Genomic DNA, 25,219 nt, shown 5'->3' on the forward strand with positions numbered 1-25,219 from the left:
AAATTAGTGGTTGTATTCTCAGTCACTATTTAATTAGGACTTTGAGTTTTCACTATTTCTTATTTTTTGGAAATTATTGATAATGATTTTGGATTGGGAATACTGAAATTAGAGTAGTTAGTAGTTTTTCACTAATAACTAATAATTCCTAGTCAACAATCTCGAATTCATGAATCACGAGTCATCTCAGACAACCGCTACCAATACCTTCAAACCGGAGGTGTCGGTGGTGGTTCCTATTTATAACGGTACGGCAGATTTACCAGAATTAATTAACTGTCTATTGGCTCAAACCTACCCCAAAGATAGGGTAGAGTATTTGTTAGTAGACAATAACAGTAGCGATGATACTTCTGAATTATTAAAACTAGCCTTAGAAAATTGCCCAATTAAAATTCGTGCTTTGAGCGAAAGCGAAATTCAAAGTTCTTATGCTGCACGCAATACTGGTATTCGCGAAGCTGTGGGCGAAATAATTGCTTTTACCGACGCTGATTGTCGTCCTTTACCAGAGTGGTTAGAAGAATTAGTTAAACCTTTTATCAATACAAATATAGTTATAGTCGCCGGTGAGATTACGGCTTTGCCAAGTAGTAATCTATTGGAAAAATATGCAGATAAGCAAGAAACATTATCGCAAAAGCATACATTAGCGAATAAATTTTGTGCTTACGGACAAACTGCCAATTTAGCAATTCGTCGCTTAGCGCTAGAGAAGGCAGGATTATTTCGTCCCTATTTAACAACCGGAGGCGATGCCGATATATGTTGGCGAATTTTGCAACTCGAAATTGGAAGTTTAGAATTTGCCCCCAAAGCGATTGTCCAGCATCGCCATAGAACAACATTAAAAGAATTAAAGAGTCAGTGGCAGCGTTATGGACGTTCTAATAGCTATCTCCACGAACTGCACGATATAGAATTGATGCGGGAGATAAGCCAGTATGAGTGTTATTATCGCCTGTTGCGTTGGTTAGTAAAAGAAGTGCCTAAAACAACTTTAAAAGCATTACTAGGTAAAGCGAGCTTCTTAGACTTAGCTAATACACCAATTGGCTTGTTTACGGCTAGAGCGCGTTATTTAGGACAGCAGAAAGCAAAATTACCTCCTCAAGCCAAGAAAATTGAGTGGCTCTGAGGCAGTAAAAAGTCAGGGAGTTGGGAGTGGAGAAATTCGGAACTAGCACTTAACAGTTACAATCGTCTTCTCTCTTGCTCCTTTCTTCAAACTGTCACCATATTTAGCTAAATTGGAAAATGTAGAATACAGGAAGATTGATATGACAGCACAACTGTTACTGGTAGATGATGAACCCGGATTGCGCGAAGCCGTAAAAGATTACTTAGAAGCTAGTAATTTTAACGTTCAAGTTGCCAGTAACGCCAATGATGCTTGGGAATGGATGCAGCAAAATATACCCGATCTAGTTATATCCGATATTATGATGCCTCAAGTCGATGGCTATGAATTTCTCAAGCGGCTCCGAGATGATACTCGTTTTAAAACATTACCAGTCATATTTTTAACCGCAAAAGGAATGACTGGCGATCGCATCCAAGGTTATCAAGCCGGTGTTGATGCCTATTTACCTAAACCTTTCGATCCTGATGAGTTAGTGGCGATTGTAGAAAACTTAATTGCTCGTCGGGCTGCCAAAACTAGTTCGACTGTCGAGGAAGGGGAAACACCAGATTTAGCCGAACTAGCATCTCAGATGGCTCGAATTGAAGCTCTGCTAACTCAGAAAAATGCGATTACTCAAACCAGCGCACCCTTCAATATTGACTTGACTCCCAGAGAACAAAGCGTTTTAAATCTGGTTGCTGAAGGATTAATGAACAAAGAAATTGCTCGTCGCTTAGATACAAGCGTTCGTAACGTGGAAAAATACGTCAGTCGCTTGTTTAGCAAAACCGGAACCAATAGCCGTACTGAACTAGTTCGATTTGCTTTGGAGCACGGTTTGGCTAACTGAACGAACTCCCAGCAAAATTATTGACTGGGATTGAGATTATTTATTTATTGCTGTCTATTTATTCTCCTGAAAATATAATGCTAGGGAGGTTTAGCAACTAAGTTTTAATTTCTCAAAACCTTTTTCTTAAATTTACAAATGCCTGTATAAAAAAATTGCTGCCGGATATTTTGTCCCAAAAAGTATTCGGAATTGCTCCTTATGTTTATTCGATCGGGCAGCTTTCTAGCTTTACTACATGCGTAAAATTAAGTAATATTTCGTATTTACAGGTATGAAAAGATAGGCAATGATTAAGTAGCCAAACATTAGTACAAGAATCTGAACTAACCGCCAAAAAGTTTGACAGTGATTATTTCAAGCTCATAAAGCCTACAAAAAAAGCCGTTATTTATTCAACCAAATTATTATTTACTAAGTATAGTTTGTTCATAGGCATAGCATTAAAAATATCAATTCGTGAAAATATTCATAGAACTATGCATGGGAAGAGTACTTAGTCTTCTAGACTCATCCCACACAAGCTCATAATTTTAACTCCAAGCACAGACAAATAGGGGAACACAAAAGATAGCTGCGGGCATCTGAAGTCATGAAGAAAGTAAAAAGGATTGCGATGGTGAGATGCTTTTTGAGATAACTTAGATCGTGAAAAGCCCTTCAGCATTTGTGTGCCTTTGTAAAGGAGGGTACGAATACTACTGCAATCGTGCAATTATAAATATTTTCTTCCCTGGTATGTCGAAATTTTTCGTAGACTGTAACCGGCTCCGTATCAGCAAGAGCAATTGCTAGTTAGTAGGCACCCAAATTCTTTCATTTAATAATTTCACCAACGTTTGGTTACTGTAGACGCAACCCCGTCATAAAATGCGTAGATGCTGGGTAGACGCACTATGAATGTGAAGTTTCGAGAACATAAGGCAAAACCCAGCTTTGAAAACAGGTTCGCGCTTAGTAACACCATTTAACTTGTTGTGGAAAAAAATTAAGTTTTGGATTTAAACTTAAGAATTTACCTGACTCTGTCTGAAAAAGCTACACAATCAACCATTACTTGATAAAGCAGTGTTAGCTATTGGTTCATTTCGTTAGAGTTACGCAACCGCATTAGCTGACGACGCATTTGCGGTGAGGCTTTTAACTCTGTAGTCTGGTGAACCTTTACAACCTGCTGCAACATCTCTAGAAAGTCGTCAGAACCTTCTGCTAAAGCATCTAAGAGAACGTGTAGTAATTGTTCGCGATCGCGCAATAAACTCTTTTCCTCAATCAGTCGGAACTTGAGATTGATTTCGCACTCATAAACGCCTACTTCTGGATTGTTTACCTGACGTGGTAATGCTTTCGAGTTCATAGTTATTACGATTCCTTTACTCGGTGGTCATGGGGGTGAGGAGTTTTATCTCAAGCAAAAGTTCTTTATATTTTGTTTGAAATCGAAAGTAGTGTCTGACTTTGCAAGAAGAAAAATCATCCATTTCTATCGGTATTGCATTTCACTCTCCCTCATATTGGTTTATCGGTAGACTAACTGAATCTATAATTTTATATTCATGCACTCCTTACAGTTCTAGCAAACCATAAACTATTATTCAGTTTTTAAACTTCTATACAATGAAGTTTCTGTAAGAACTTGCTAGAGCTTTTTAAAGGTTTTTACATCAAACTTATCTCCACGTCAATAACAGTTTTACTTTTAACTAAAACCGAAGTAATACTACGTAAGTAAAAACGCTGAATTGATTTTATTAAACTATAGCCTAAGCTTGCTGTTTAGTAATTCCGTAAAATTACTAGATGTAGGTTTTATTCATTAAAAAAACACAATTAGGTATTGAGACCAAAATTTTTAAGTATGAAGTTAGCTTTAATGTATAAAGACAGCACATTACCTAAATGATTTCTTCTGAATATGACAAGTAAGGATTATTTCAATTTCCTTACAAAAAGTATGGTGCAGTAACGATTCAAGCTTACCAGACTGACCGTAATGGTAAATTAGTGGTTCCCCAATTGATAAAAAGATTGCTGCATTCACCTATTAAGTGAAAAATTAGGGGATACGGTTTATTGATCGGTTGAGGAAAATTTTTGATCGTAGCTTGGTTGCAAAACTCCCAGCGAAGGTACTTGCAAGTAATATAATATCTAGCTTTGGGTTCCGCCTTTGGGGCGCAACCCCCATGACTCGCTTATTTATCCGAAATATATTTGATAAAGCTGGATATTTTATTTTTGGATCTCCCTAAGTCATTTGATATTAAGGTTTCAAGCAGGAATTTAGAGTCTACAATAATTGGAGTGTTAATTAACGTTTGGAGAACAAAAGCCTCCTATGGATAACCAGATGCTGCTCAAATCAACAACCCGCCATATCCGTATTTTTGCGGCAGAAGTTGAGGATGGCGAATTGGTTCCTAGCAATCAGGTCTTGACCTTAGATATCGATCCAGATAATGAATTTACTTGGAGCGAAGATACTCTACAGCTTGTGTATCGTAAATTTGACGAGTTAGTCGAAGCTAATAGTGGTGAAGACCTAACAGACTATAATTTGCGTCGCATCGGGTCAGATTTAGAGCATTTCGTGCGTTCGCTTTTACAACTTGGCTCAATTAGCTACAACATATCCGCACGAGTCAGCAACTATAGTATGGGACTTCCCCAAGTCGTAGAGTCCGAAAGCAATTAAATAGCTGTTCTTTATAAGTACAAATAATTAAAAATTTATAAAGATAGCCAAGACTCTTATGAGAGGTGAGTAATTTATTCACCTCTTATGATTTATCAGTCTTAATAATAACTTTACATTCCCCATCAGGAAATTACTTTGCAACTACTAAAAGATAGTTTGCTGTTGGCTTCTTAAATTATGGATTTATTTACTAAGGCTAGTTCGAGATTATTCTTTCTCTACAGAATCAAGTCAATATTCCACTGCAATTGCAACAAGAAAATTGCTTAATGGTTGTACTGGTTTGTCGTCTAAATCTATCTATGTATATTTTAATTTAGTGGAATAGTGCTGAAGATGAAGTTAAGCTAACATATTCCTTGAAAATTACGGTTTAATTACTTACAATGCACAGTAACTTAAACGACAAAAAAAATAGAAATACTTAACTTATCGTCGTTTAATCATTTACAAATTAGGTGTATGTAAACAACAGATAAAGAAATAATATTCAATAAAGTATATGGCAAGACTCTTTCCAAGATTGTATTTGTCCTAAAGAAGACCGTAACAAATAGTATAAACATTATCCGGGAGGTGGTAATTTTTTATATACTTTCTCTAAAAGACGTATTATGACTAATTGACAGGCTAGATTTTGCTTTAAAAATACTAGCTAATAAAAGTGTCTGTTATGGAATCCCGAGTCAAAATGGAATATATCGTTTTATATGAACGCGAACGGTTATATAACCGTTCTCTATGAATACACAAAAATGAAGCCTTTCGCCTTCTCGGTGGGAAACTATGGAAAATGACGCGGCAACGCTCTACTGTCCAAACGAACTTTGTCAAGCTGCTAACCCACTTACCCACAAGTTTTGCCAGAGATGCTCCACGCCCTTACCCAAACGTTATCTTTGGGCAGTGGCGGATAATTCTATTGTGGGTAATTCTGGGGAATTGTTACAAGAGCGTTATTTAATTATTGAGCATAATGTTTTATTAGACACAAAACCAGGCATTTTGCCACAAATGCCAGAACAACAAAAATTAGATGATATAAAATCTTATCTAAGATTAATTCCCTATCGGTTACACGTTCCTCAAGTTTACGGAATGCTGTCTGTTAATACTGGGAATACCTCTGAAGAAATACTAATTTTAGAAAAGCCCCCGCTTGTTCTCAATGAATTACCAACGAAGGTGCAGCTATGTGGCGAATTAACAGATGCTTGGAAGGGCGCAAACTCTTTGCGACAACTTAATTGGTTATGGCAAATAGCTCAATTATGGCAGCCTCTTGCAAGTGTTGGTGTTGCTTCTAGCTTGCTGGCAAAAAAATTACTTCGAGCGGAAGGTTCAATAGTACGTTTATTAGAATTGAGTTCGGATCGCGAATCAAAACCAAGTTTGTTGGCTCTCGGAAAATTTTGGCAGCAAGAGTTGCTTCCAAAAGCACAATCGACAATTCGCAATTTCATGGGTGAAGTTTGTCGTTTATTAGTAGAAGAGCAAATACATTCAAGCGAACAGTTGATTGCCGTTTTAGATAACGGATTAACTAGTTTGGGCAAATGTAGCAAAATTGACATTAGAGTATTTGCACTTACAGATACCGGTCCGTCGCGTCAACGAAATGAAGATTCTTGTTATCCCCAAAGCGGTACTACTGTTTCTAAACCGCCATCAAAGTCAGCGTTGACTATTGTGTGTGACGGTATTGGCGGACATGAAGGGGGAGATATCGCTTCTAAAACGGCAATTGAGACAATTGAGCAGTCTTTAACCCAATTAGCCTCTTTGCCAAAGGATCGTATCCATCCTGCTGTATTGCTCGCTGATTTAGAACGAGCTGCTGCGATTGCTAACGATAAAATTAGCCAGCTTAACGATAGTGAAAATCGTCAAGGACGGCAACGCATGGGAACGACTGTGGTAATGGCATTACCTCTAGGTCATGAAATGTATATTTCTCATGTCGGGGATAGCAGAGCTTACTTAATTACGCAAAACAATTGCCATCAAGTAACTCTTGACGATGATGTAGCTTCGCGAGAAGTACGGCTGGGCTATGCAGTTTATCGAGATGCTGTAGCACAAGCTGCTTCTGGTTCGTTGGTACAAGCATTGGGGATGAATGCGAGTAGTGCTTTACACCCGACAGCACAACGATTTATCCTTGATGAAGACTGCGTTTTTCTACTATGTTCGGATGGTCTCAGTGATTTTGACCGTGTAGAACAATACTGGGAAGCAGAAATATTACCGTTACTTAAAAATAGTAGTGATGTAGTAAGCGTTACTAAGCAATTGTTAGAGATTGCTAACAATCAAAACGGTCATGACAATGTGACAATCGCTTCCATGCATTGCCAGACTAAATATTCTGAGCCAAAGTCAGCATTAGAGACAACTCTTGCCGATATTTCCTCAATTTCTGTGACGGATTCTTCGCATTTAGCTCCAGTAAGACAGAATCTCCCCAACCAAAAAACTCAGGTAATTACTAAAAAAGCTAATATTAAAGGCTTTAATTTACCCCTAATATTGGGAATCATTGCTTTACTCACCATAGCTGGGGGTAGTTTAGGATACTTTTGGAGACAAGGTATAATTCGCAGCAAATCCGAACCAAGAGAAGTCGCGCAAACAGAAAATATACCCCCGAAGATAGCAGAGCCGACTTTTGAGACTAATTCTCAGAGAATTGCTCAAATCGACAAAGGCTGGTTAATTAGTGCCAAAGCAAAATTAAATCTTAGTAAAAGCACTTTGCCACCTGCCGATAATAATTCATCTGCTCGACGACAACCCTTACCAATTTTTGCGCCACCTGCTAGTTTGTTACAAGTCGTGCAAAAACAGCAGATTTCATCATCACAAGATTACTGGTTACAGATTAAGGTATGCTCGGTTGGAGATGTTGAGGCAGCGATAAATTCTGCGACTGCCACTACCGGCAGCAGAACATTACTCAAGCCAGGGGAACAAGTATGGCTTAATAGCTCGCAACTTACACCATCTAATGTCTCAATTTCCAATCCCGCAAACAAAACAAGTCAATGTACTCAGGCAGAGACTTTAGCTCCAAAGATTGAAGATTCTTCAACTTCAGTACCGGTAGAAGATTCTCTAATCCCTAGCCAGCCCTCAATTCCATCAAAACCCGATAGTCTTTCTGGCTCTACTACATTACCCCAAACGGGTAACAGCACTGATTCCAAAACTCGATAAACTATAAGAAACTGAAATAATCCAGGTAATCGCCTGAAAAAAATTCGAGGCAAACATTTTGCCTGAAAAAAATTTAGCTATGTAGTTATTTCATTTTACCTTTAAGTTTAAAGAATCCATGCCATCCCTTAACCTGGCGATCGCCCGTCTCGTTCACACTGGCACTGAAAATTTCGCCATTTGGGTGGTGAATGCCCCCTATCCCAGTGGTTATGTTCTACATGATTGCTTGTGGTCAGAAGAATTAAATCAAGCTTGGATAGAATGGCAGCAAATGTTTGCCGGACATTCTCGCTTAGACATATCGCCAAGCAATAAGTCGAAACCACTCCAATTAAATTCTCTATCACCCACTTCTGGCAAAAAAACCAGTTACAGCAGCCGTTTGATGCAATATATGGGAGTGAATTTATGGCGTTGGGTATTTGAAGGAGAAATTCTGGGCAGTTTGGAACGCAGTCGTGGCATAGCTATGGGTCAGCATACACGCTTGCGTTTTCGACTGGAAATCCGCGAACCAGATTTAATTGCCCTTCCTTGGGAAATTATGCAACGCGAACCAGGACAACCGGCAATGTCGCTTTCCCAACATTTATTATTTAGCCGCACTACTTCGCAAGTTGAACCCTTGTCTTCTTCACGAACCGATCAGGCTCTTAATATCTTATTGGTCTTAGGAGAAGATGAAAATCTACAGTTAGAAGAAGAAGCAAGCATTCTTCAACAGACTCTTTCTGGGGGAAATTCTATAGGTAGTAGTTCTGCCGGATACGCTCCTTGCTTGGTAAATACCCTGGTAAAACCAACTCCACAACAGCTAATTTCTGAATTAGAAACTCGGACATACAACGTATTCTTCTACGCCGGTCATGGCTTGCCAGGACCTGACGGGGGGTTTCTATTTTTACAAAATGATATGACCTTTAACGGCATGGAATTAGCTCAAGCTTTAACGCGCAGTGACGTAAAGCTAGCAGTTTTTAATGCTTGTTGGGGAGCGCAACCTTTCTCCGATAAAAATAAAGCTATTGCTCATAGCAGTTTGGCTGAAGTTCTTATACGCCAAGGTGTTCCAGCGGTTCTGGGAATGCGCGACGAAATCACTGATGAAGAAAGTCACAGCTTTATTCAAACTTTTGCTTTGGCTTTACGCACCCGCAAACCTATTGACGAAGCAGTTGCCGAAGGTAGAAAAAGATTACTAACTATTTATCATTTCAACCAACCAGCTTGGACTCTACCAGTTCTTTACCTACACCCTCACTTTGATGGGGAATTGCTTAAAAGCTTTGACGAAGGTGCTACAGAAATACCAACAACTTTTATTCCTGGTAGTGCAAATGTTTCCCTACGTTCTCTACAAGTAGGAGGTAGAAGTTATTTACTCAAACCGGGCGTTACTCGCATTGGTCGCACAAAAGAAAATGATATCGTAATCAGAGAACCTTCGGTTTCAAAGCGTCACGCTGAAATCCTACGTCGTAATAATCTCAACGGCGATATTCAGGTACAAACTTATTATTTACAAGATTTGTCTACCTATGGCACCACTTGGGTTTTACGCTCCGGCGGCTGGGAGCAAATTTACCGACGGGAAGTACCTTTAGAATCGGGAATGCATCTAAAGTTTGGCAGCACTAAAAGTCAAACCTGGGAATTTCGTATAGAGAATTAGCAGATTAGGAATTTATGTTTTTTGGTTTTATTACTGGTTTGAGTATTAATATAGAGCCTACATCGTTACTCAAAATCAAAAGCTTTTTAATAGATAAAATCAAGTTTCTGTTTGCGGAAATCAAAGACTAGGTGCTGTAGCTGTCAATACCCTAAACCCAAACACAAAAGGAGACAACACATGGCTGACAAAATCAAAGGCTCCACAAATTTTAACAATTCACTTTCTCAAGTAGAGTTGGATTTACTTGCAACTTTATTGGAGCCGGAAGACAATAGCTACCCTTGGAATCCCTATGATGAAGATACACAAGCTTACTTTAATCAAGTTGAAGAACAATTTCTCATGCAGGATTTGCTCGATGAAGAAATAAGCACCCGTAGCGAAAGCTTCCACAACCAGTTGGATGCACTTTGGTCAAAAGTTGAAACTTCGCCGCACTACAATTGTAATACAAACGCAGCAGTTGAGGTTAAACTTCAAAAGAATTTACAAAAAGAATTTTCCAATAGTATGCCTTCATCTTGGATAACCTTGATTGCTCAAAAGGCAGCAGAAATTTTTAACGAGAAGCAGTCGATGACTGAGCAACTGATTGAATGTGTAAAAGCTGTATTGCCAAGTTTAGAAGTTGACGACATTATGGTTTTAGCTCGTCCGTTAGCTTACGCAACCAGAAGTGGCGAATCTAAAAGGGTTGAATCAACTTTGGCTAATTTAGATCGCCACGACAATCGTGAGTGGGCAGCTTTATCAGAAATTGAGCAAGCAAAAGCGGGTTTAGCAGTTGCTTATCATGCACTAAACCAGTTAGATAGTTTTCAGTCAGAAGAGTAATTATTTTTCGCCATTCTCTACTCTAATAGCAGCGGAAATATCACCGTCGTTGTGTTCTCTATGACTGGGGCTATACTATTTTCAGAATTTTTCTTTCTTTGGGTGAGATTTACCCATTATACATAAAGAATAAAATAGTTAATTCTCCAGTCTCATCTATCAAAAGACATATTAACAATATGCTTCTTCAGAAAGCGATAAACACAAATTTTATTCAATACAGCATCAGTAAATATTTTATTTTATCGGTGTAGATCGCTGGTACGTATAAATGATTTGTTTTGAATTATGGCTTAATCAATAAGATATTTTACTGCGAATGTCGAAGGAAAAGCTTCCTTGAGCGCTATTGCTAGCTGGGCAAAAAGAACTTATTCGATATCCGAGGAAAAACTAAGTTTTTATGTCCGAGGGCTTGTCTATAATTCTTAAGGGAATAAGGTTGATTTAAAATAGATTAACCGTAATTGACAGATTGGTGATGAAATAAATATTGAAATAGTTCGAGTTCAGAAAATTAATAAATAGATATATAAGTGAAAAACTAGAAGTAGCAAATTTTATTGAAGAACAAAGAATATCGAAAGTAATTAGTAACTACTTTTATAGTTTAAACAAAGATTTTTATAAGATTTACCAATCACCAATCACCAATAACTAACAATTAACAACTAATTACTTGTTCCCAAAAAAACGTGTGGCGAAATTTTGCTCGCGATTGGGTGAAAGCGCTCGTGCTTTAAGAATTGCAGCCATTAAAAAAGCATAAGATAATACACCTACGATAACTAAAAGTAGCGCGTTGTTAGCGCCAGTTGTATTCCATAAGGCATGAAGTGCTGATGCGCTAAGATAACCAACTAATAAAATTTGTCCTCCTAATTTTGGTTTAAGTACGGCTAAACCGATAAAATACCCAAGGTATCCACTGTAAGCCATATGTCCTGCCACAGAACCTAATATTCGAGGAATTAGTAACTGTAAACCTACTAATTGCCCTGTCTCCGTTCCCAATTGAATCGCAGCACTCTGAGTAGCTTCAGGCACATACTGACCTAGAGTTTCTAATAATGTAAAACCTACAGCAGAAGCCGCACCAAGTAGGATGCCGTCTAATGGTTCCCAAACTCCAACCCGCTCTTTCCAAGGTGAAGATAATTTTAAACCGATAAGATATATACAAACAACTGGCAATATTTTAAGTAGTTCTTCCATTAAGCCAGCACCGAAAAACATCCGCACTAGCAATTCTGTAAAAGTGATTGGTTCTTGTCCAGTAGGTAATCTACCGGGTAAAACTTCACGAAATACAAAAAGAAATAAATCCAGGATGGGGCTAACTAAAATTAAAGCTGTAGATAAAGCTACAGTCAGTAAAAGCCACCAAGGCTTATGCTTTCCACATAACTGATAAATAAAATAGTAAGCAGCAAAAGCAATATAAACAGCAACTATAACTTGATTTGCTTCCGGTTTTCCTACCGTAGCAAACATTAGTACTACAAAGATGACTGTTAAAATTCCAGGTATTAAATAGGCTTTACTAGTTAAGTCTTTGCCTGTGGAAACTATCGGAAATAATTGAGTAAAGCTAACCGAATCTGATTTGGAATATTTGTGGGAATTTGTAGTGCCAGCAAGCGGTATATCGGCAGAAATTGTGGTTCTATGTTCAACTGTTTCGCGGCTAAAGATTAATTGAGGTCCATCGTAACCTAAAGTGATGCGATCGCCTGGAAAAACTTGCTGACATTCCTGCAAGCGTTTTCCATTCAGATAAGTACCGTTAGCACTATTTAAATCGCAAAGTATCCAACTGATTTCACCATCAGGAGATAAACTTAAAGGGCGAATTACCGCATGACGGCGAGATACCATGCGATACTTTAATGCATCCAATACAACTTGACAGTGAGGATCGCGTCCAATTACTGCCTCTGAGGTTGGAATTAGCGAGTAGCGTTGACGAACCGATCGTGTTTCTGATTCTTTACCAGACACTAGCCGCAGAAATGCATTCTGTCTCGCGTTTTTGCCTGTCATCAAGTCAGTATTATTTCTTAACTATAATAAATGGGTTTTGTTGGCAGTAAGACTCAACCACGCAACTTTATTTTTATTTTTACGATGGTTTATTAATACACTATAGTTCACGCTTTAGAGGAAGTGAAACTTTAGAACTAAAAGTCCTGCCTGTTATCGCAAAAAGCATTCAGTAAATCACCCATTAACTTAGTCTACGCTACATTGAGTATTTTGGCTTTGTTAAATTATAAATTTTAAGCATGGTAATAGTCATCAAAAAACGTTAGTTTTATGTAGTTTAGCCCAACTGTATATTTACAGTCTTGACTCAAAGGATAATCTATATTTATAAAATCAAAAAATATCAATCTACAGTTGTTTCAAATTTTTTATTAGTAGACTTTTGAAATTTTACCTTGAGAATAAATTGGGTTGGAGAATTTTATCAGTTGGTAAATCAATTTGCCAGTATGCGAAGCATTGAAAACTGGCAAATTATCAATATTTTATAGAGTCCGTTATTTTATTTATACGGTTGGAGCCATTACGGGATGCTCTATTTTAGTACCGAGTACTTTTAGAAATTCCGCTAACCAATAAGGATGGGCTGGCCATGCTGGTGCAGTTACTAAGTTACCATCAACTACTACTTCCGATGCACTCACGTCTACGTATTTTCCACCAGCACTAATTACATCGGGGCTACAGGCTGGGTATGCAGTACAGGTTTTGCCATGCAATACATTAGCAGCGGCTAAAACTTGCAAACCATGACAAATTGCAGCAATCGGTTTATTTGTTCGAGCAAAATACTCAGTGATTTCTAATACTCTTTTATTCAGACGGATATATTCCGGTGCCCTACCTCCAGGAATAACTAGGGCATGATAGTTTTTTTCGTTTACTGTGGCAAAATCAGCATTTAAAGTAAAATTATGACCGGGTTTTTCGCTGTAGGTTTGATCTCCTTCAAAATCATGGATAGCTGTTCTGATTTTGTCACCATTTTTTTTATCGGGACATACAGCATCAACAGTATGTCCAACCATTTGTAAAGCTTGGAAGGGAACCATGACTTCATAATCTTCAACATAGTCTCCAACAATCATCAAAATTTTCTGCGCTGCCATAGTAGATTTTTCTCCCAGGTGAATAAAAAAGTTTATAAGTTATAGTTTAAAATTGAATATTTTTTAATTTGATACCAAATAATGCTTTGATAGATATTTTTAAAAAACTTATTGTATAGAGTTAATAGCCTGCTGCAATTCTCGAAGTTTATCTAAAACTACCCCACAGCTAAAAAGTTCTTGAGCTTTGGCTAAACCTTCAGACATATCAGCACAAATTCCGCAACGAAATAGATAAAATCCGCTATTCCATAATGCTGTTTGCATCAATTCGGATTGCGAACCAGCTAAAACTGATTTCATCTCCGATATTAACTCTTGGGTACTATTCAAAGGTATATTTTTCGTAGTCAAACCATATTCGCGAGGAACTAAAAGCAATCTCTCGATAGTTTTAGTTCCATTTCCTAAACCTATAATCGCAGTACGATCTTGTGGTAAATCGCAACTACCTTCCAAACCTTTAACTGTAGTGAAATTAGTGATTCCCATATGAGACAAAGTTGCTTGAAACCTTTCCTCAGTTGGTGGGTGAACAAACCCAGTAACTATATGAGCATCTCCTGCATAAGGGCACCAAATTAATTCCATTGAAGCAAAGGGCGGACGTTTGCCGATTTGATCGCGGTATTCCCAAATACTTTTTATTAAAGGAAAATGCATTGGTGGGTAAACGAAGCCAATCCCCGTTTTCTCTAAAACGTGCTGGGTTTTGGATAACTCTAACTTTGTCCAATCAACACCCAAACTTTGCCAAATTTCTACTAAAGGAAGTCCGTACTTTGTCGGAAGGCGATCGCCACCGTGCATGATGACATTTTGACCGCAACAGGCTAATAACAAAGCTGTTAACGGACTAACTGGTGCAGTGCGGGTTCTGCCATCGTAAGGAATGCCAAAAACGATAGTGGGTTTCTCGGTAGGAATTGCTTGTAATTTTGGTCCTAGTTCTTCGTAAGCATCCAACATTCCCGCTAATTCTTCGCTAGTAGGTCGTTTAATGCGGTGTGCAATCAAAAAACCACCAATTTGTGCTGGTGTTGCTTCCCCCAACAACATCATTTTAGTTGCTAATCCTGCCTCAGTACGAGTTAAATTATGTGAAGTATGTTGACCGCTACCTATTTTCTTAAGTAAATCTCTAAATAAATTGCTCATATTTTTTAGTTAACACCCTTGGGGAAGATAGGGGGACATTTTCAAATTAACGAGTAACGATTAAGAATTCACCAGTAATAATGCATGAGAATCGATGCTTAAGGAGTAGATGATAAGAACGAATTAGTATTGCCAAAATCTAATAACTGTTAACTGAATACTGTTCACTTTTTCCCGTTGACTTGTTGAGGAATTTGTTCTTTTACAAGATGCCAAAAATATTGTATTGGGGGAATTTTTAAGCGGTCTTGGGTTGTTACTATTACTACTTGGCGAGTTAAATATGTATCTTGTGAAGAAGCATTGTTGTTAATAGTGAAAGGGCGAATTGCAAGACTGGGGTCGATGCGTGCTTCAATTAATGCAGAACTTGGTAATAAAGCAATTAATTCTCCTTGACGTACTATTCCTCGGAAAGCATCTAAAGTATTAACTTCTAAAGCCGATCTAAGTAAAGTTTCGGTTTGGTCAAATTGATTTTGCACTAAACGTTGCATTCCATAACCTTCTTTAAAAATTACTTGTCGATAGCGAATTAATTCTGACCAAGGAATACATTCATATTTTGCTAAAGGATGATTGGCACAGATTAAAGCTTCTATCTTATCTTCATAAAGGGTTTCAACAACCATTTCTTTACTGATGGTAAGAAAACGATTGTTCATTACAATAGCTACATCCACTAAACCATCTTTCAGAACCTTTAGTGCCCTATCGCTACCCAATGATGTTATTCGTAATTGTACATCGGGGTACTGGTTGCAAAAGGATTGTAATAAAGGTGGAAAATAGTAAGCACTTACTGAAGGAATAGAAGCAATACAAAGTTCTGGTTGCTTTCCTGCAATCAAATCTGTTATTTCTTGCTTTACAGTTTGCCACTCTAAGCAAATTTTACGGGCACGAGGCAGTAAAGTTTCACCCGCCAATGTCAATTTTGATTGACTGGTTCGGTGAAACAGTTCAAAGCCTAAATCTGCTTCCAATGATTGAATTTGGCGACTAATTGTAGATTGAGTCACACTACATTTACGCGCTGCTTTCTGAAAACTACCACACTCGGCGATCGCCAAGAAGGCTTGCAACTGTTCTAGCCGCATTTTTAAGTAGCCAATCGTTATTTTTATAACAAATTTAACTTAACTTACTTTTTCTTTTTTATTTAGTAAATTATGTTACATATATGCCTTTTGTATCATCTGTTTTTTGAGTAAGACATGCTTATAATTCTACCTTAATAGCAGTTGCTCCCAGAATTAGAGTCAGTTTTTTGTTGGTATTGACAATCAAAAAATGCTAATTGTCTTTGTAAATTCAAACTATAAATCAACAAAATATTATTAATGATATTTGTTCAAATAAGCCCTGTTTTTCCGAAAATATTAGTCAGAAGATTATATTCGGGGGTAATAAAAGACAATCTCGTAGAGTGTAATCAAAAATACTTGCTTTCAATAAGTGAAATAACTATCAGTCACTTATCGGATTAAAACTTTTTCACCTTCAACTTTAACTGCATATGTTTTTAAAGGTGTTGTGGCTGGTGCTTTTTCAACTTTACCAGCAACACCAAATTCAGAACCGTGACAAGGACAAACAAATTTATTCATATCGGCTTTCCATTCTACCGTACAACCGGAATGAGTACAGGTAGGATTCACGGCAACTAAATCGCCAGGAACCGAAGTTTTAACTAATAAGACTTCTCCACCCGATTTATTTTTCGACAGCAACTTTTCGTTAGTATTTAATTCGGAAGATGTTCCAACTTCTTGCCATTCTTGAGATTCTGAGGCGTTTTGCTTTGTTTCCTTTGAAGAACAAGCTGCAATAGCTACGGGTAAACAACTTGCTATCCAACCGATTCCAACCCAGTTTAAGAAGCTACGACGGTTCATGGTTCCCCTTCAAAATACGCTAGATAATAGTTTACACTCTATATTTATTCGTGATTCAAGGCAATAAATATTTACTGTCTTTTAACAGCTGTTTACCTAATATAGTTATTGATTAACCGGGAATTGTTCATAGTAATAATTATGGGGTATGATTTAAACAAATGATTTTGCTTTATTTCTAATTATTAATTGATTTTATTTACTTTCAGATTTCCCAACCACCGTAAGTTATATCAAAATTTTCAATGCAAGGAATGAAGCATGAGGAATCTATTCAGACAGATTCGTAAATACAGCCAAAATGAGAATTTCTTACATATAGTTGAAAATCTTCAGGTCTTAGTTTCCAAGTTGCTTTCTATTACTATGATAGTTTTAATTTTAATTGCTATCGTGGATTTAGTCATATTTATATTTGATAAACTGCTTACTTGGGATGTCAACAAAGCCAGTTTCAACAAAAACTTATTTACAGCTTTCGGACTATTTTTAAATATTTTAATTGCTTTAGAAATTTTAGAAAATATTACTGCTTATCTGAGAAAAAGCGTGATTCATGTTGAGCTAGTAATAGCTACTTCTTTAATAGCCGTAGCAAGAAAAATTATTATTTTAGATTTAAAGAATACAGAAGGACTCAAAGTAATTGGATTAGGAATAGCAGTTTTTTCTTTATCAATAAGTTATTGGATTATCCGGCGCAGTCATCGCAGGAATTCTTAATATTCAAATCACTTCAATTAACTGATATTACCATACCTTCACGTGCTAAAAAGGCTTGCTCAAATTCAGATTTAAGATTTGTTTGGACTCGATTTAAAAAATCATCGTTATCATTAGGATGATGATTGGAAAATACAAGTTTCTTAACACCTGCTTTACGAGCTAAATCCACTCCAACTTGCCAATAGCAATCAATTGGTGTTTGTGAATTACGAAAATCAGAAGTAATGTAACCAGGATTCACAATCATTAAGTCTGCTTCTTGAGTTAATTTTTTTAAGCTTTCTTGTTCCGAATCATCGATTTTTGACTGTAAGTCTGTAATATAAGCAACGCTATAGTCTTTCCATATAACTTTATACCCGATAGACTTCGTGACATTATTTATTAGTGCCATTTCTACGATTACATCATCTATGCTTACCGCTTTATCTGGAGTCAAATAATAAAATTGCAGTTCAGACTTCATTGCTTGTAAGGGATAAGGAAAATGCGGTAACAACATCTGATCGCCCAGAGATTGCTTAATTGATGCACCATTTGAAGCCGCCGTACCGTAGATATGCAAATAGTTTTGAGGTGCAAATGCAGGGGCAAAAAACGGAAAGCCTTGAATGCGGTTTGTTTGAGCATTGGTAAAAAACAAATGAGCAACTAATTCTTGCTGTTGTTTTAGCCAACTTTTTCCCAATACTCGCAATCCCGTACCACCATCAAAAATGAGATTATTTGTGCCAACCTGCATTTCCACACAGGCTGTATTACCTCCATAAAAATTAGTCTCTTCGCCTGGAGTGGGAATTAAACCCCGTACCCCCCAAAATTTTACGAAAAATTTTTCCGGTTGCTTTTCAGAGCAGTTTAGGGGCGATTGGTTCGCATCTTGAGCATGACTCGACGGTTCTATCTGTGACATGTTTGCTAAATAATAGTCTTAGCGAGCAGTTCATCGTAGTGACGCACTTCTAACAATTTGTTTTTCTCGTCTACGATCGCAACTGTTGGAGAGAAGCTAGTAGTTTCTTCCAAGGTAAACTGCCCGTAAGACATTATAATCAAGCGGTCCCCTTTTATGCCCAAACGCGCCGCAGCCCCGTTTAGCTCAATGGCTCCAGAATTCGCATCAGCCGGTATTGTATAAGTTACGAAACGCTCGCCATTAGTCACGTTCACCACTTGCACCTGCTCGTAAGGCAAAATGCCAGCTTTCTCTAAAAGCATTTGATCTATGGTGATACTTCCCACGTAGTTGGGATTTACTTCAGTGAGAGTACAATTGTGAATTTTTGCAAAAAGAAGCGTGCGTTGCATTGGGCAATTAGGTTTTAGAAGAAAAGATTTACAAAAGCAAGTTGCTATGGCTGAGCGGAATTTTTATCTTAGAAAAAGAGAGATTATTTTCTACTTGCCAGCTTTGATGCATTGTTCGACTAAAGGTGCTACTTTCTCAACATCTTGCCAACCAAGAATCTCAGTGACCTTTTTTTCTAAGTTTTTGTAACTCCGGAAGAATTCTGCGATTTCATCAAGTCGATGAGGTGCTAAATCTCTAAGAGACTTTACGTTAGCATAACGCGGGTCTTTATCGGCAACGCAAAGAATTTTTTCATCGCGATCGCCCCCATCAATCATTTCCAACATTCCTATAGGTCGTGCTGCAATTACACAACCAGGAAAGGTTGGCTCGTCCATTATTACCATACCATCGAGGGGGTCACCATCATCAGCCAAAGTGTTAGGTACGAAACCATAGTCGTAGGGATATTGTACCGATGAATAAAGCACCCGATCTAAAGCAAAAGCTTGTAAATCCTTGTCATACTCGTATTTATTTTTACTTCCACCAACAATCTCAATTAAAACGTTTATCAAACCGGGTTTCGGTTGGGCTGGGATAATCGATAAGTCCACAGATTTACTCCTAAAGCAAAATTAGTTATCGGTGAGAGTTTGGAGGCTCCCGTGTAGAATTTTAGGTCAATATGGACTTATCCCAAAGTGGTTTGTTGCGGCAGTAAGCTTATTTCATAAAATTAGCAGTTGAGACATAAAGGAGATCCAAAAAATAAAATATCGAGCTTTATCAAATACATGTCGGAGAAACAAGCGAGTGATTGGTGTTCCACCTGGAGTGCGGAACCCAAAGCTAGATATTTTCAGGAATGGCCGCAATTGTCACAATGCCCATTTGGTGCGTGACACTGAAAACATTGTTACTACGTTCACAGTTACTCAAAGTGTCACAGCACCCTACAAGAAAAATGTGTCGGTTGCGTAAGTCCTAATTTTATTACTTGCAAGTGCATATCTAAGATCGCCTTCTCAACATGTTTGGCAAAAAATAAAGATGCCTTGGAGAACATGGGCATCTTTATAGGTAAATTGGAACTTATAAATTCAGATCGCTGCTAAAAACTTTTGTGGACTAATATTTCGGGCAAAGCTTTCTATGATAGGAGTTTCAAACTTAATTAATCCCACACCTTTGTTCGAGTATGGTGTGGGACTTCTTGCGATTAGAAGTTAAAGCGTTCAAAAAGTTTCGCCTTACTCGATTAGTCAAAACAACGCTTTTGTACGCGCCACAAAAAAAGTTATATCTTACGAATGCTAATTCACATTAACTTTTCCCATACTCTAATTATAAGTAGAGGCGTGCTTATATTAATGCCTGCATTTAAATCATTGTTTCAAGGAGTTGACTGAAGTATCTTTATTCATTTTATAAATGGATGAAATTTCACTGTTTATTAGTTCTGTATCATTGTCAGTTTTTTGCAAGTTATAGGTTAATGGTTGCCGGTTATCTGAAACGCTGCTTGAAGAGTAATGACCAATTACAAACATAGGTAGCGTTAGAGTTAACATAGCAATCGCTGTTCCTACAACGTCTGCCACACGTTGCGAAGGTAATTCCTCAGTATTGGCAGACTGACTGTTAGAATCCATATAAATTATTTAGCTCTTTACATCACTAGTTGCTACAACTCTCTCTTAATTGAGAGTGTTGCTATTATTTTAGCTTTTTTTCTGACCGTAAACTCGGAAGAAAATAAGAATTTAAATGAGTCTTGGAAGTTACTTTATATATTTCTTTATACGTGAAACTCTTGATACCAAGTAATTATTAAATAGCTTGTTTAACTACTTGTAACTAATCTCGCTTCATACTTGCGTATTGACTGTGTTGATTACAGCTTAAATTGATTAAAATTCATGCAATAAAAAATACATATTATTTATCTAATAATATTAACTTTAAATCAAAAACGGGTCAATATCATCTTCCAATAGATAGATAATTTGTTACATAGCAAGGCTTTTAAGCTTTTAAGAAAGAATTATCTATCTAGTTTAATACCTAAAAGTATTTGAGTATACTTTAAAGTTTTTATATCATCATCAGTGATTACACTCAAAAGTTTTTGATTAGCTATATGCTTTTAATAAAAGATTTAGTTAATAATTCTATACCGCATAACTACAGAATTTTTAAATTGTTTTTAAGTAGCAGTAAGTGACTATTGCTAGCTATAAATCTTCATATTTAAATCGGCGAAAATAATTATAAATACAGTTGATAATACGGTTGAGGATGTTTCAATATCAAGTTATAAATATCCGGATGATTTCTGAAAAATTATCAAATGGTTATATGATATTAAATATTCTTTTAGTAGAGGTTATAGGAAGTATATTGACCCCGAAAATCCAAATAGCTGATATTCAAAAAATGTAACAATTTATGATGATTTTCCGGACTAAAAAAACCGCCACTAAAATAGGGCGGTCTGGTTAAGCAATCGGAGGGTATTTATAGGTTACTCTGCTAACACATAAAATTGCTGTAGCCAAGCTTGCACTCTGCTTGCAATTTTTGATGCTTTCAAAAATTCCCTCAATTTCCGGTATAAGCGTTCATTTTTTCTTTAATAAATCGAATATAAAGATGCTTGAAAGTAGATTTAATTACGCGGGGCATTCCAAAATCAATTGGCATAAATTGTGAGGGTAACTGCCAATCGTTTATTTGCAATAAGTCGGGATGTAATTGGACGAATTGAATCTCATCTAGTTCCGGGCAAATTCCCAATCGCATTGATGCAGCAATGGTAGGTATTTGTTCGGGGGGAACATTTAGTATTTCTACCATCGCTCTGTCTAAAGCAAACACGTTTGTTGAACAACCCAAAACCCCTAATGGACGAGGTTCTCCGCCACTAGGTCCGTTACCCTCATGACCGATTATGCCGTCTATTATGGTTAAATTAGGGTTAATAGCCTTTGCAGTCTCTACCAACATTTCTCCAAAACGGTTGGCATCTTTTCCTGCTTCCATGTGCCACCAAGCTTTCATTTTCCCCGGTACGCAACCAAACAAGTTTTTGACTCCCAAAGTTAATACCAATTGAGCATGAGACTTGACTTTGGGTAAATTTATAACTACATCAGCTTCCATCGTCTCCTTGGAAAGCAGCAAATGGTTAAATTTATCGTTGACAATTTCGTAGCGCTGACCACGAAATTCGATAATAGGAAGATTTAATTCCTCCAAAATTTGTTCGTATCCATTTGCTAAGGCTACTCCTTTTGCGCTACCAAAAGCGGGGCTGTCTCCCAAAAAAGGTTTGCCACCAGCCTCAATTACCATAGTTGCCAAAGCGTAAACCAATTCCGGGCGAGTAGTACATTCTCCTTTAGGGCGCGAACCCGTGAGCAAATTAGGTTTGAGTAAAACGCGATCGCCACTTTTAACAAATGCTGTGATTCCACCCAAAGGTTCGAGCAAGGTTTCCAAAGATTCCTTTAGTACTTCAATCTCATAAGAAGTAGCTCTAATTAAACTGACAGATGGTTTATAGGTCTGCATTGATGTAGTTTTTCAACTTGATGGTTTTATCACAGCTTAGCTTAATGGTTGTTAGTGGTTAGTTGTTAGTGGTTAGTTGTTAGTTGTTAGGAGTTATATGATTTTGGATTGAAAGTTAGGAGTTAGGAATTACTGTTCACTGTTCACTGTTCACTGTTCACTGTTCACTGCTCGCTGACAATCGTACTCATTTTTTCCAGATTCAATACTTTGGCTAATTCTTCTTCATTCATTAACTGTTTTTCTAGTACAATTTGTCTGAGGGACTTTCCTGTCTCCATAGATTCTTTAGCAATAGCTGCTGCATTGAGGTATCCTATATGGGGGTTTAATGCTGTCACCAATGCTAAACTGCCTTCGGCATAATCTAAACAACGTTCTGGTAAAGCACTAATTCCTTTGATGCAGCGAGAAGTCAGTGCGCCAACGGTATTACCTAGTATTTCGATGCTGTGAATAAAATCATAGGCAATCAAAGGCATCATTACATTTAGTTCTAACTGCCCCGCTTGTCCTGCATAATTAATAGCAGTGTCATAACCCATTACCTGAAAACAGACCATTGATGTCATTTCAGCCATAACGGGATTATATTTTCCAGGCATAATCGAAGAACCCGGTTGCACTGGTGGTAATTGAATTTCTTTGAAACCAGTTTTTGGTCCCGAATCCATCAGGCGCAAATCATGAGATATTTTGACTAAATCTTGAGCCAGATTTCGTAAAGCACCAGATACATTAACGAACGGTGCCATACTTTGCATTGCAGCCATGAGATGGGTTGCCTCCTTCAAAGGAGAATTAACTAGTCCTGAAATAATTTTAATCACACTTACGCGATATTGGGGATGGGTGTTTAACCCCGTACCCGCTGCACTACCACCCAAACCCAATACTGTTAAATCCGCAGCAGCAGTGTTAATTCTATGTCGATGTTCTTTGAGAATCTGCGTCCAAGCGGCAAAAGTATCTCCTAAACGCACCGGTACTGCGTCTTGTAAATGAGTCCGCCCCGACTTTACAATGTCTTTGAATTCCGTGGCTTTTTCATCCATTGCATCAATTGCATTATCTAAGGCAGGATACAATGTCTTCGATAATGCCAAAATACCGCCAATTCTAATTGCTGTGGGAATTACATCATTGGTAGACTGCCCGTAGTTCACGTGGTCGTTAGGGCTGACTCGCTTATAGTTGCCTTTATTATCTCCTAGAATTTCCAAAGCGCGATTTGCTAACACTTCATTGACGTTCATATGGTGTGAAGTACCGGCACCTGCTTGATACACATCCACTACAAACTGTTCGCGAAACTTACCTCCTAAGACCTCATCAGCAGCTTGTACGATGGCTTGACTGACATCTTGGGGTATACATTCCAATTTGCCATTTACGATTGCTGTAGCTTTTTTGATGATGACACATGCATCCACGTAAGTAGGCAATGGCTTTATCCCACTGATAGCGAAATTTTCTGTAGCTCGTAATGTTTGAATACCGTAATAAGCGCTACTAGGAATTTGGCGATCGCCCATTGAATCGCTTTCGATACGGAATTGTGAATTAGTCATGATATACAGTTAACAGTCATCAGTTAACAGTTACCAGTTAGCGGGAATAATAGACGTTTTTTATTATTAATTCTTAATTACATCCGATATTATTGCCAATACAGGGAATGGGAAACAGTGAATAGTTACCACTAACTGCTAACTCAATGACAGACGTAGCAGTGCTACGTCTCTACCATTTTTAATCCAAAATCTAAAATCTAAAATCCAAAATCCAATGACTCTCCCAAACTGGATTACTTTTTCTCGCTTGTTAGGTATACCGTTTATTATTTACGGTTTGCAAAATCCCACACCCGAAGCAAGATGGATCTGTTTTGCTATTTTTGTAATTGCTGCTGGCACGGATTGGCTAGATGGTTATTTAGCTAGAAAGCTCAACCAGGTTAGCGATTTAGGAAAATTCCTCGATCCTTTAGTAGATAAATTGCTAGTGCTTGCTCCCTTACTATCTTTGATTGAATTAGGACAAATTCCAGCCTGGGGAGTATTTCTGATATTAGGAAGAGAATTAGCTATTGCTGGTTGGAGAGTTAATCAACCAAAAATTAGCGGTGCGAATATTTGGGGAAAGCTCAAAACTGTAACTCAAATTGTTGCGATCGCGCTTTTGATTGCTCCTTTATCTCCACAATGGGATTTACCTTCTTTAATTGCTTTCTGGGTATCTGTTGCTTTGACTTTGATTAGTGGTGCTATTTATCTTTTACCGCAAAAGACAACGGAAGATAGTCAAATTGTTGCAAAGTAGGTAATGGGTAATTGGTAATTGGTAATTGGTAATTGGTAATAATAAGCTTCCTTAAACTTTCGGAAAAAATTATGCATCCGAAGAAAGCAACTCGTAGCGATTGGGAAATACAGCCAATGCCGGAGTTAAAAATTCGGTTACAAGTTGAAAAAATTTTTACGAGGGAAGAATATAAATATTTGAGTTGGGGATTTATTCCCCTGTCGATGGATGATAAATGGTTTTTTTATCTTGAAGACGATTGGCTATATATTCATCGTAGCTGGACAGGTTTTTGTATTTTTCAAGTGCGTTTGGAAAGATTTGAAGATGGCTATCAGATAGCTGAAGCTTGGGTTAATGATGACCCCGAACAACGTTATGATAAATTACTCTTATTCTGGATTAGTTTTCTAATTAAAAGAAATCAAGAGAAAGATTATTGGGGAGCATCGCAATGGCGGCAAAAAGCCCGCAGACTAAAAGCCTGGGGCTGATACTACCAAGCCCACCTTCGTGGGCTAATAATCTTAGTAGCCCACGAAGGTGGGCTTCGTTTATGTAGCCGCACCCTTGGAGGGTGTCGGGTAAAATGTTTGTTAAAAATCGGGATGCTCGCGATTATTGTTGTGCTAGAGTAATTATTAATTTTTTTGTTTGTATTTTAATGACAAAAAATTTACCAAAAATTATGATGCGTTACGGCATTTTC

21 protein-coding genes are annotated in these 25,219 nt (G+C 37.6%); 9 read left to right on the top strand and 12 right to left on the bottom strand.

Features of this window, described 5'->3' with window-relative positions; all coding sequences use genetic code 11:
• Positions 1–169: 169 nt before the first annotated feature.
• Positions 170–1,138: a glycosyltransferase family 2 protein gene (locus RIV7116_RS05320; RefSeq protein ID WP_015117246.1), complete on the top strand. Its 969-nt coding sequence runs from the start codon at positions 170–172 to the stop codon at positions 1,136–1,138.
• A 142-nt stretch (positions 1,139–1,280) separates the two neighbouring features.
• Positions 1,281–1,976, top strand: coding sequence for a response regulator transcription factor (locus tag RIV7116_RS05325; RefSeq protein WP_015117247.1), 696 nt, complete (start codon positions 1,281–1,283; stop codon positions 1,974–1,976).
• 1,075 nt (positions 1,977–3,051) lie between these two features.
• Here RIV7116_RS05325 and RIV7116_RS05330 read toward each other — a convergent pair.
• A complete protein-coding gene (locus RIV7116_RS05330; protein ID WP_015117248.1) occupies positions 3,052–3,333 on the bottom strand; it encodes an Npun_R1517 family heterocyst differentiation transcriptional regulator in 282 nt (93 codons plus the stop codon).
• A gap of 981 nt (positions 3,334–4,314) precedes the next feature.
• Between RIV7116_RS05330 and RIV7116_RS05335 the strand changes: the two genes are divergently transcribed.
• The 4 genes from RIV7116_RS05335 to RIV7116_RS05350 all read left to right on the top strand — a co-directional run bounded on the left by RIV7116_RS05335 (position 4,315) and on the right by RIV7116_RS05350 (position 10,402).
• Positions 4,315–4,671 carry an NAD(P)H-quinone oxidoreductase subunit M gene (locus tag RIV7116_RS05335; RefSeq protein ID WP_044290768.1) on the top strand — a complete coding sequence of 119 codons (357 nt, stop codon included), beginning with the start codon at positions 4,315–4,317 and terminating at the stop codon, positions 4,669–4,671.
• Positions 4,672–5,460: 789 nt separating this feature from the next.
• A complete protein-coding gene (locus tag RIV7116_RS05340) occupies positions 5,461–7,890 on the top strand; it encodes a protein phosphatase 2C domain-containing protein (RefSeq protein WP_015117250.1) in 2,430 nt (809 codons plus the stop codon).
• Between the two features lie 118 nt (positions 7,891–8,008).
• On the top strand, positions 8,009–9,565 hold the full coding sequence (locus RIV7116_RS05345; protein WP_015117251.1) for a CHAT domain-containing protein: 1,557 nt from the start codon (positions 8,009–8,011) through the stop codon (positions 9,563–9,565).
• Positions 9,566–9,745: 180 nt separating this feature from the next.
• A complete protein-coding gene (locus RIV7116_RS05350; RefSeq protein ID WP_015117253.1) occupies positions 9,746–10,402 on the top strand; it encodes a hypothetical protein in 657 nt (218 codons plus the stop codon).
• 675 nt (positions 10,403–11,077) lie between these two features.
• On the opposite strand, the gene RIV7116_RS05355 is transcribed toward RIV7116_RS05350, so the two are convergent.
• From RIV7116_RS05355 to RIV7116_RS05375, 5 genes are all read right to left on the bottom strand, one after another.
• The gene (locus RIV7116_RS05355; RefSeq protein ID WP_015117254.1) at positions 11,078–12,445 is read right to left on the bottom strand and encodes a PrsW family glutamic-type intramembrane protease; all 1,368 of its coding nucleotides are present in this window, start codon (positions 12,443–12,445) and stop codon (positions 11,078–11,080) included.
• Positions 12,446–12,954: 509 nt separating this feature from the next.
• Positions 12,955–13,557 carry a DJ-1/PfpI family protein gene (locus tag RIV7116_RS05360; protein WP_015117255.1) on the bottom strand — a complete coding sequence of 201 codons (603 nt, stop codon included), beginning with the start codon at positions 13,555–13,557 and terminating at the stop codon, positions 12,955–12,957.
• Between the two features lie 108 nt (positions 13,558–13,665).
• Positions 13,666–14,715 carry an anthranilate phosphoribosyltransferase family protein gene (locus RIV7116_RS05365; protein ID WP_015117256.1) on the bottom strand — a complete coding sequence of 350 codons (1,050 nt, stop codon included), beginning with the start codon at positions 14,713–14,715 and terminating at the stop codon, positions 13,666–13,668.
• Positions 14,716–14,879: 164 nt separating this feature from the next.
• Positions 14,880–15,815 (bottom strand): LysR family transcriptional regulator, encoded by a 936-nt coding sequence (locus RIV7116_RS05370; protein ID WP_015117257.1) that lies wholly within the window; start codon positions 15,813–15,815, stop codon positions 14,880–14,882.
• A 378-nt stretch (positions 15,816–16,193) separates the two neighbouring features.
• Positions 16,194–16,613, bottom strand: a complete 420-nt coding sequence (locus RIV7116_RS05375; protein WP_015117258.1) for a ubiquinol-cytochrome c reductase iron-sulfur subunit — start codon at positions 16,611–16,613, stop codon at positions 16,194–16,196.
• A gap of 261 nt (positions 16,614–16,874) precedes the next feature.
• Between RIV7116_RS05375 and RIV7116_RS05380 the strand changes: the two genes are divergently transcribed.
• Entirely contained in the window at positions 16,875–17,336 is a 462-nt protein-coding gene (locus RIV7116_RS05380) for a phosphate-starvation-inducible PsiE family protein (RefSeq protein ID WP_015117259.1), read from the top strand.
• Between the two features lie 13 nt (positions 17,337–17,349).
• Here RIV7116_RS05380 and RIV7116_RS05385 read toward each other — a convergent pair whose 3' ends face one another.
• The 6 genes from RIV7116_RS05385 to RIV7116_RS05410 form a co-directional block, all read right to left on the bottom strand.
• Complete coding sequence (locus RIV7116_RS05385) at positions 17,350–18,252, bottom strand: MBL fold metallo-hydrolase (protein ID WP_015117260.1); 903 nt, start codon at positions 18,250–18,252, stop codon at positions 17,350–17,352.
• A gap of 5 nt (positions 18,253–18,257) precedes the next feature.
• Positions 18,258–18,647: an aspartate 1-decarboxylase gene (gene panD, locus RIV7116_RS05390; protein ID WP_015117261.1), complete on the bottom strand. Its 390-nt coding sequence runs from the start codon at positions 18,645–18,647 to the stop codon at positions 18,258–18,260.
• Between the two features lie 90 nt (positions 18,648–18,737).
• Complete coding sequence (locus RIV7116_RS05395) at positions 18,738–19,247, bottom strand: inorganic diphosphatase (protein ID WP_015117262.1); 510 nt, start codon at positions 19,245–19,247, stop codon at positions 18,738–18,740.
• Positions 19,248–20,018: 771 nt separating this feature from the next.
• The gene (locus RIV7116_RS05400; protein ID WP_015117263.1) at positions 20,019–20,285 is read right to left on the bottom strand and encodes a hypothetical protein; all 267 of its coding nucleotides are present in this window, start codon (positions 20,283–20,285) and stop codon (positions 20,019–20,021) included.
• Between the two features lie 949 nt (positions 20,286–21,234).
• Positions 21,235–22,206 carry a DUF362 domain-containing protein gene (locus RIV7116_RS05405; protein ID WP_015117265.1) on the bottom strand — a complete coding sequence of 324 codons (972 nt, stop codon included), beginning with the start codon at positions 22,204–22,206 and terminating at the stop codon, positions 21,235–21,237.
• 164 nt (positions 22,207–22,370) lie between these two features.
• Entirely contained in the window at positions 22,371–23,777 is a 1,407-nt protein-coding gene (locus RIV7116_RS05410) for an aspartate ammonia-lyase (protein ID WP_015117266.1), read from the bottom strand.
• Positions 23,778–23,994: 217 nt separating this feature from the next.
• Between RIV7116_RS05410 and pgsA the strand changes: the two genes are divergently transcribed.
• A complete protein-coding gene (gene pgsA, locus RIV7116_RS05415) occupies positions 23,995–24,528 on the top strand; it encodes a CDP-diacylglycerol--glycerol-3-phosphate 3-phosphatidyltransferase (protein WP_015117267.1) in 534 nt (177 codons plus the stop codon).
• Positions 24,529–24,599: 71 nt separating this feature from the next.
• On the top strand, positions 24,600–25,004 hold the full coding sequence (locus RIV7116_RS05420; protein WP_015117268.1) for a hypothetical protein: 405 nt from the start codon (positions 24,600–24,602) through the stop codon (positions 25,002–25,004).
• Positions 25,005–25,219: the final 215 nt, after the last annotated feature.

Origin of the sequence: Rivularia sp. PCC 7116 (assembly GCF_000316665.1) — a bacterium.
GTDB lineage: Bacteria > Cyanobacteriota > Cyanobacteriia > Cyanobacteriales > Nostocaceae > Rivularia.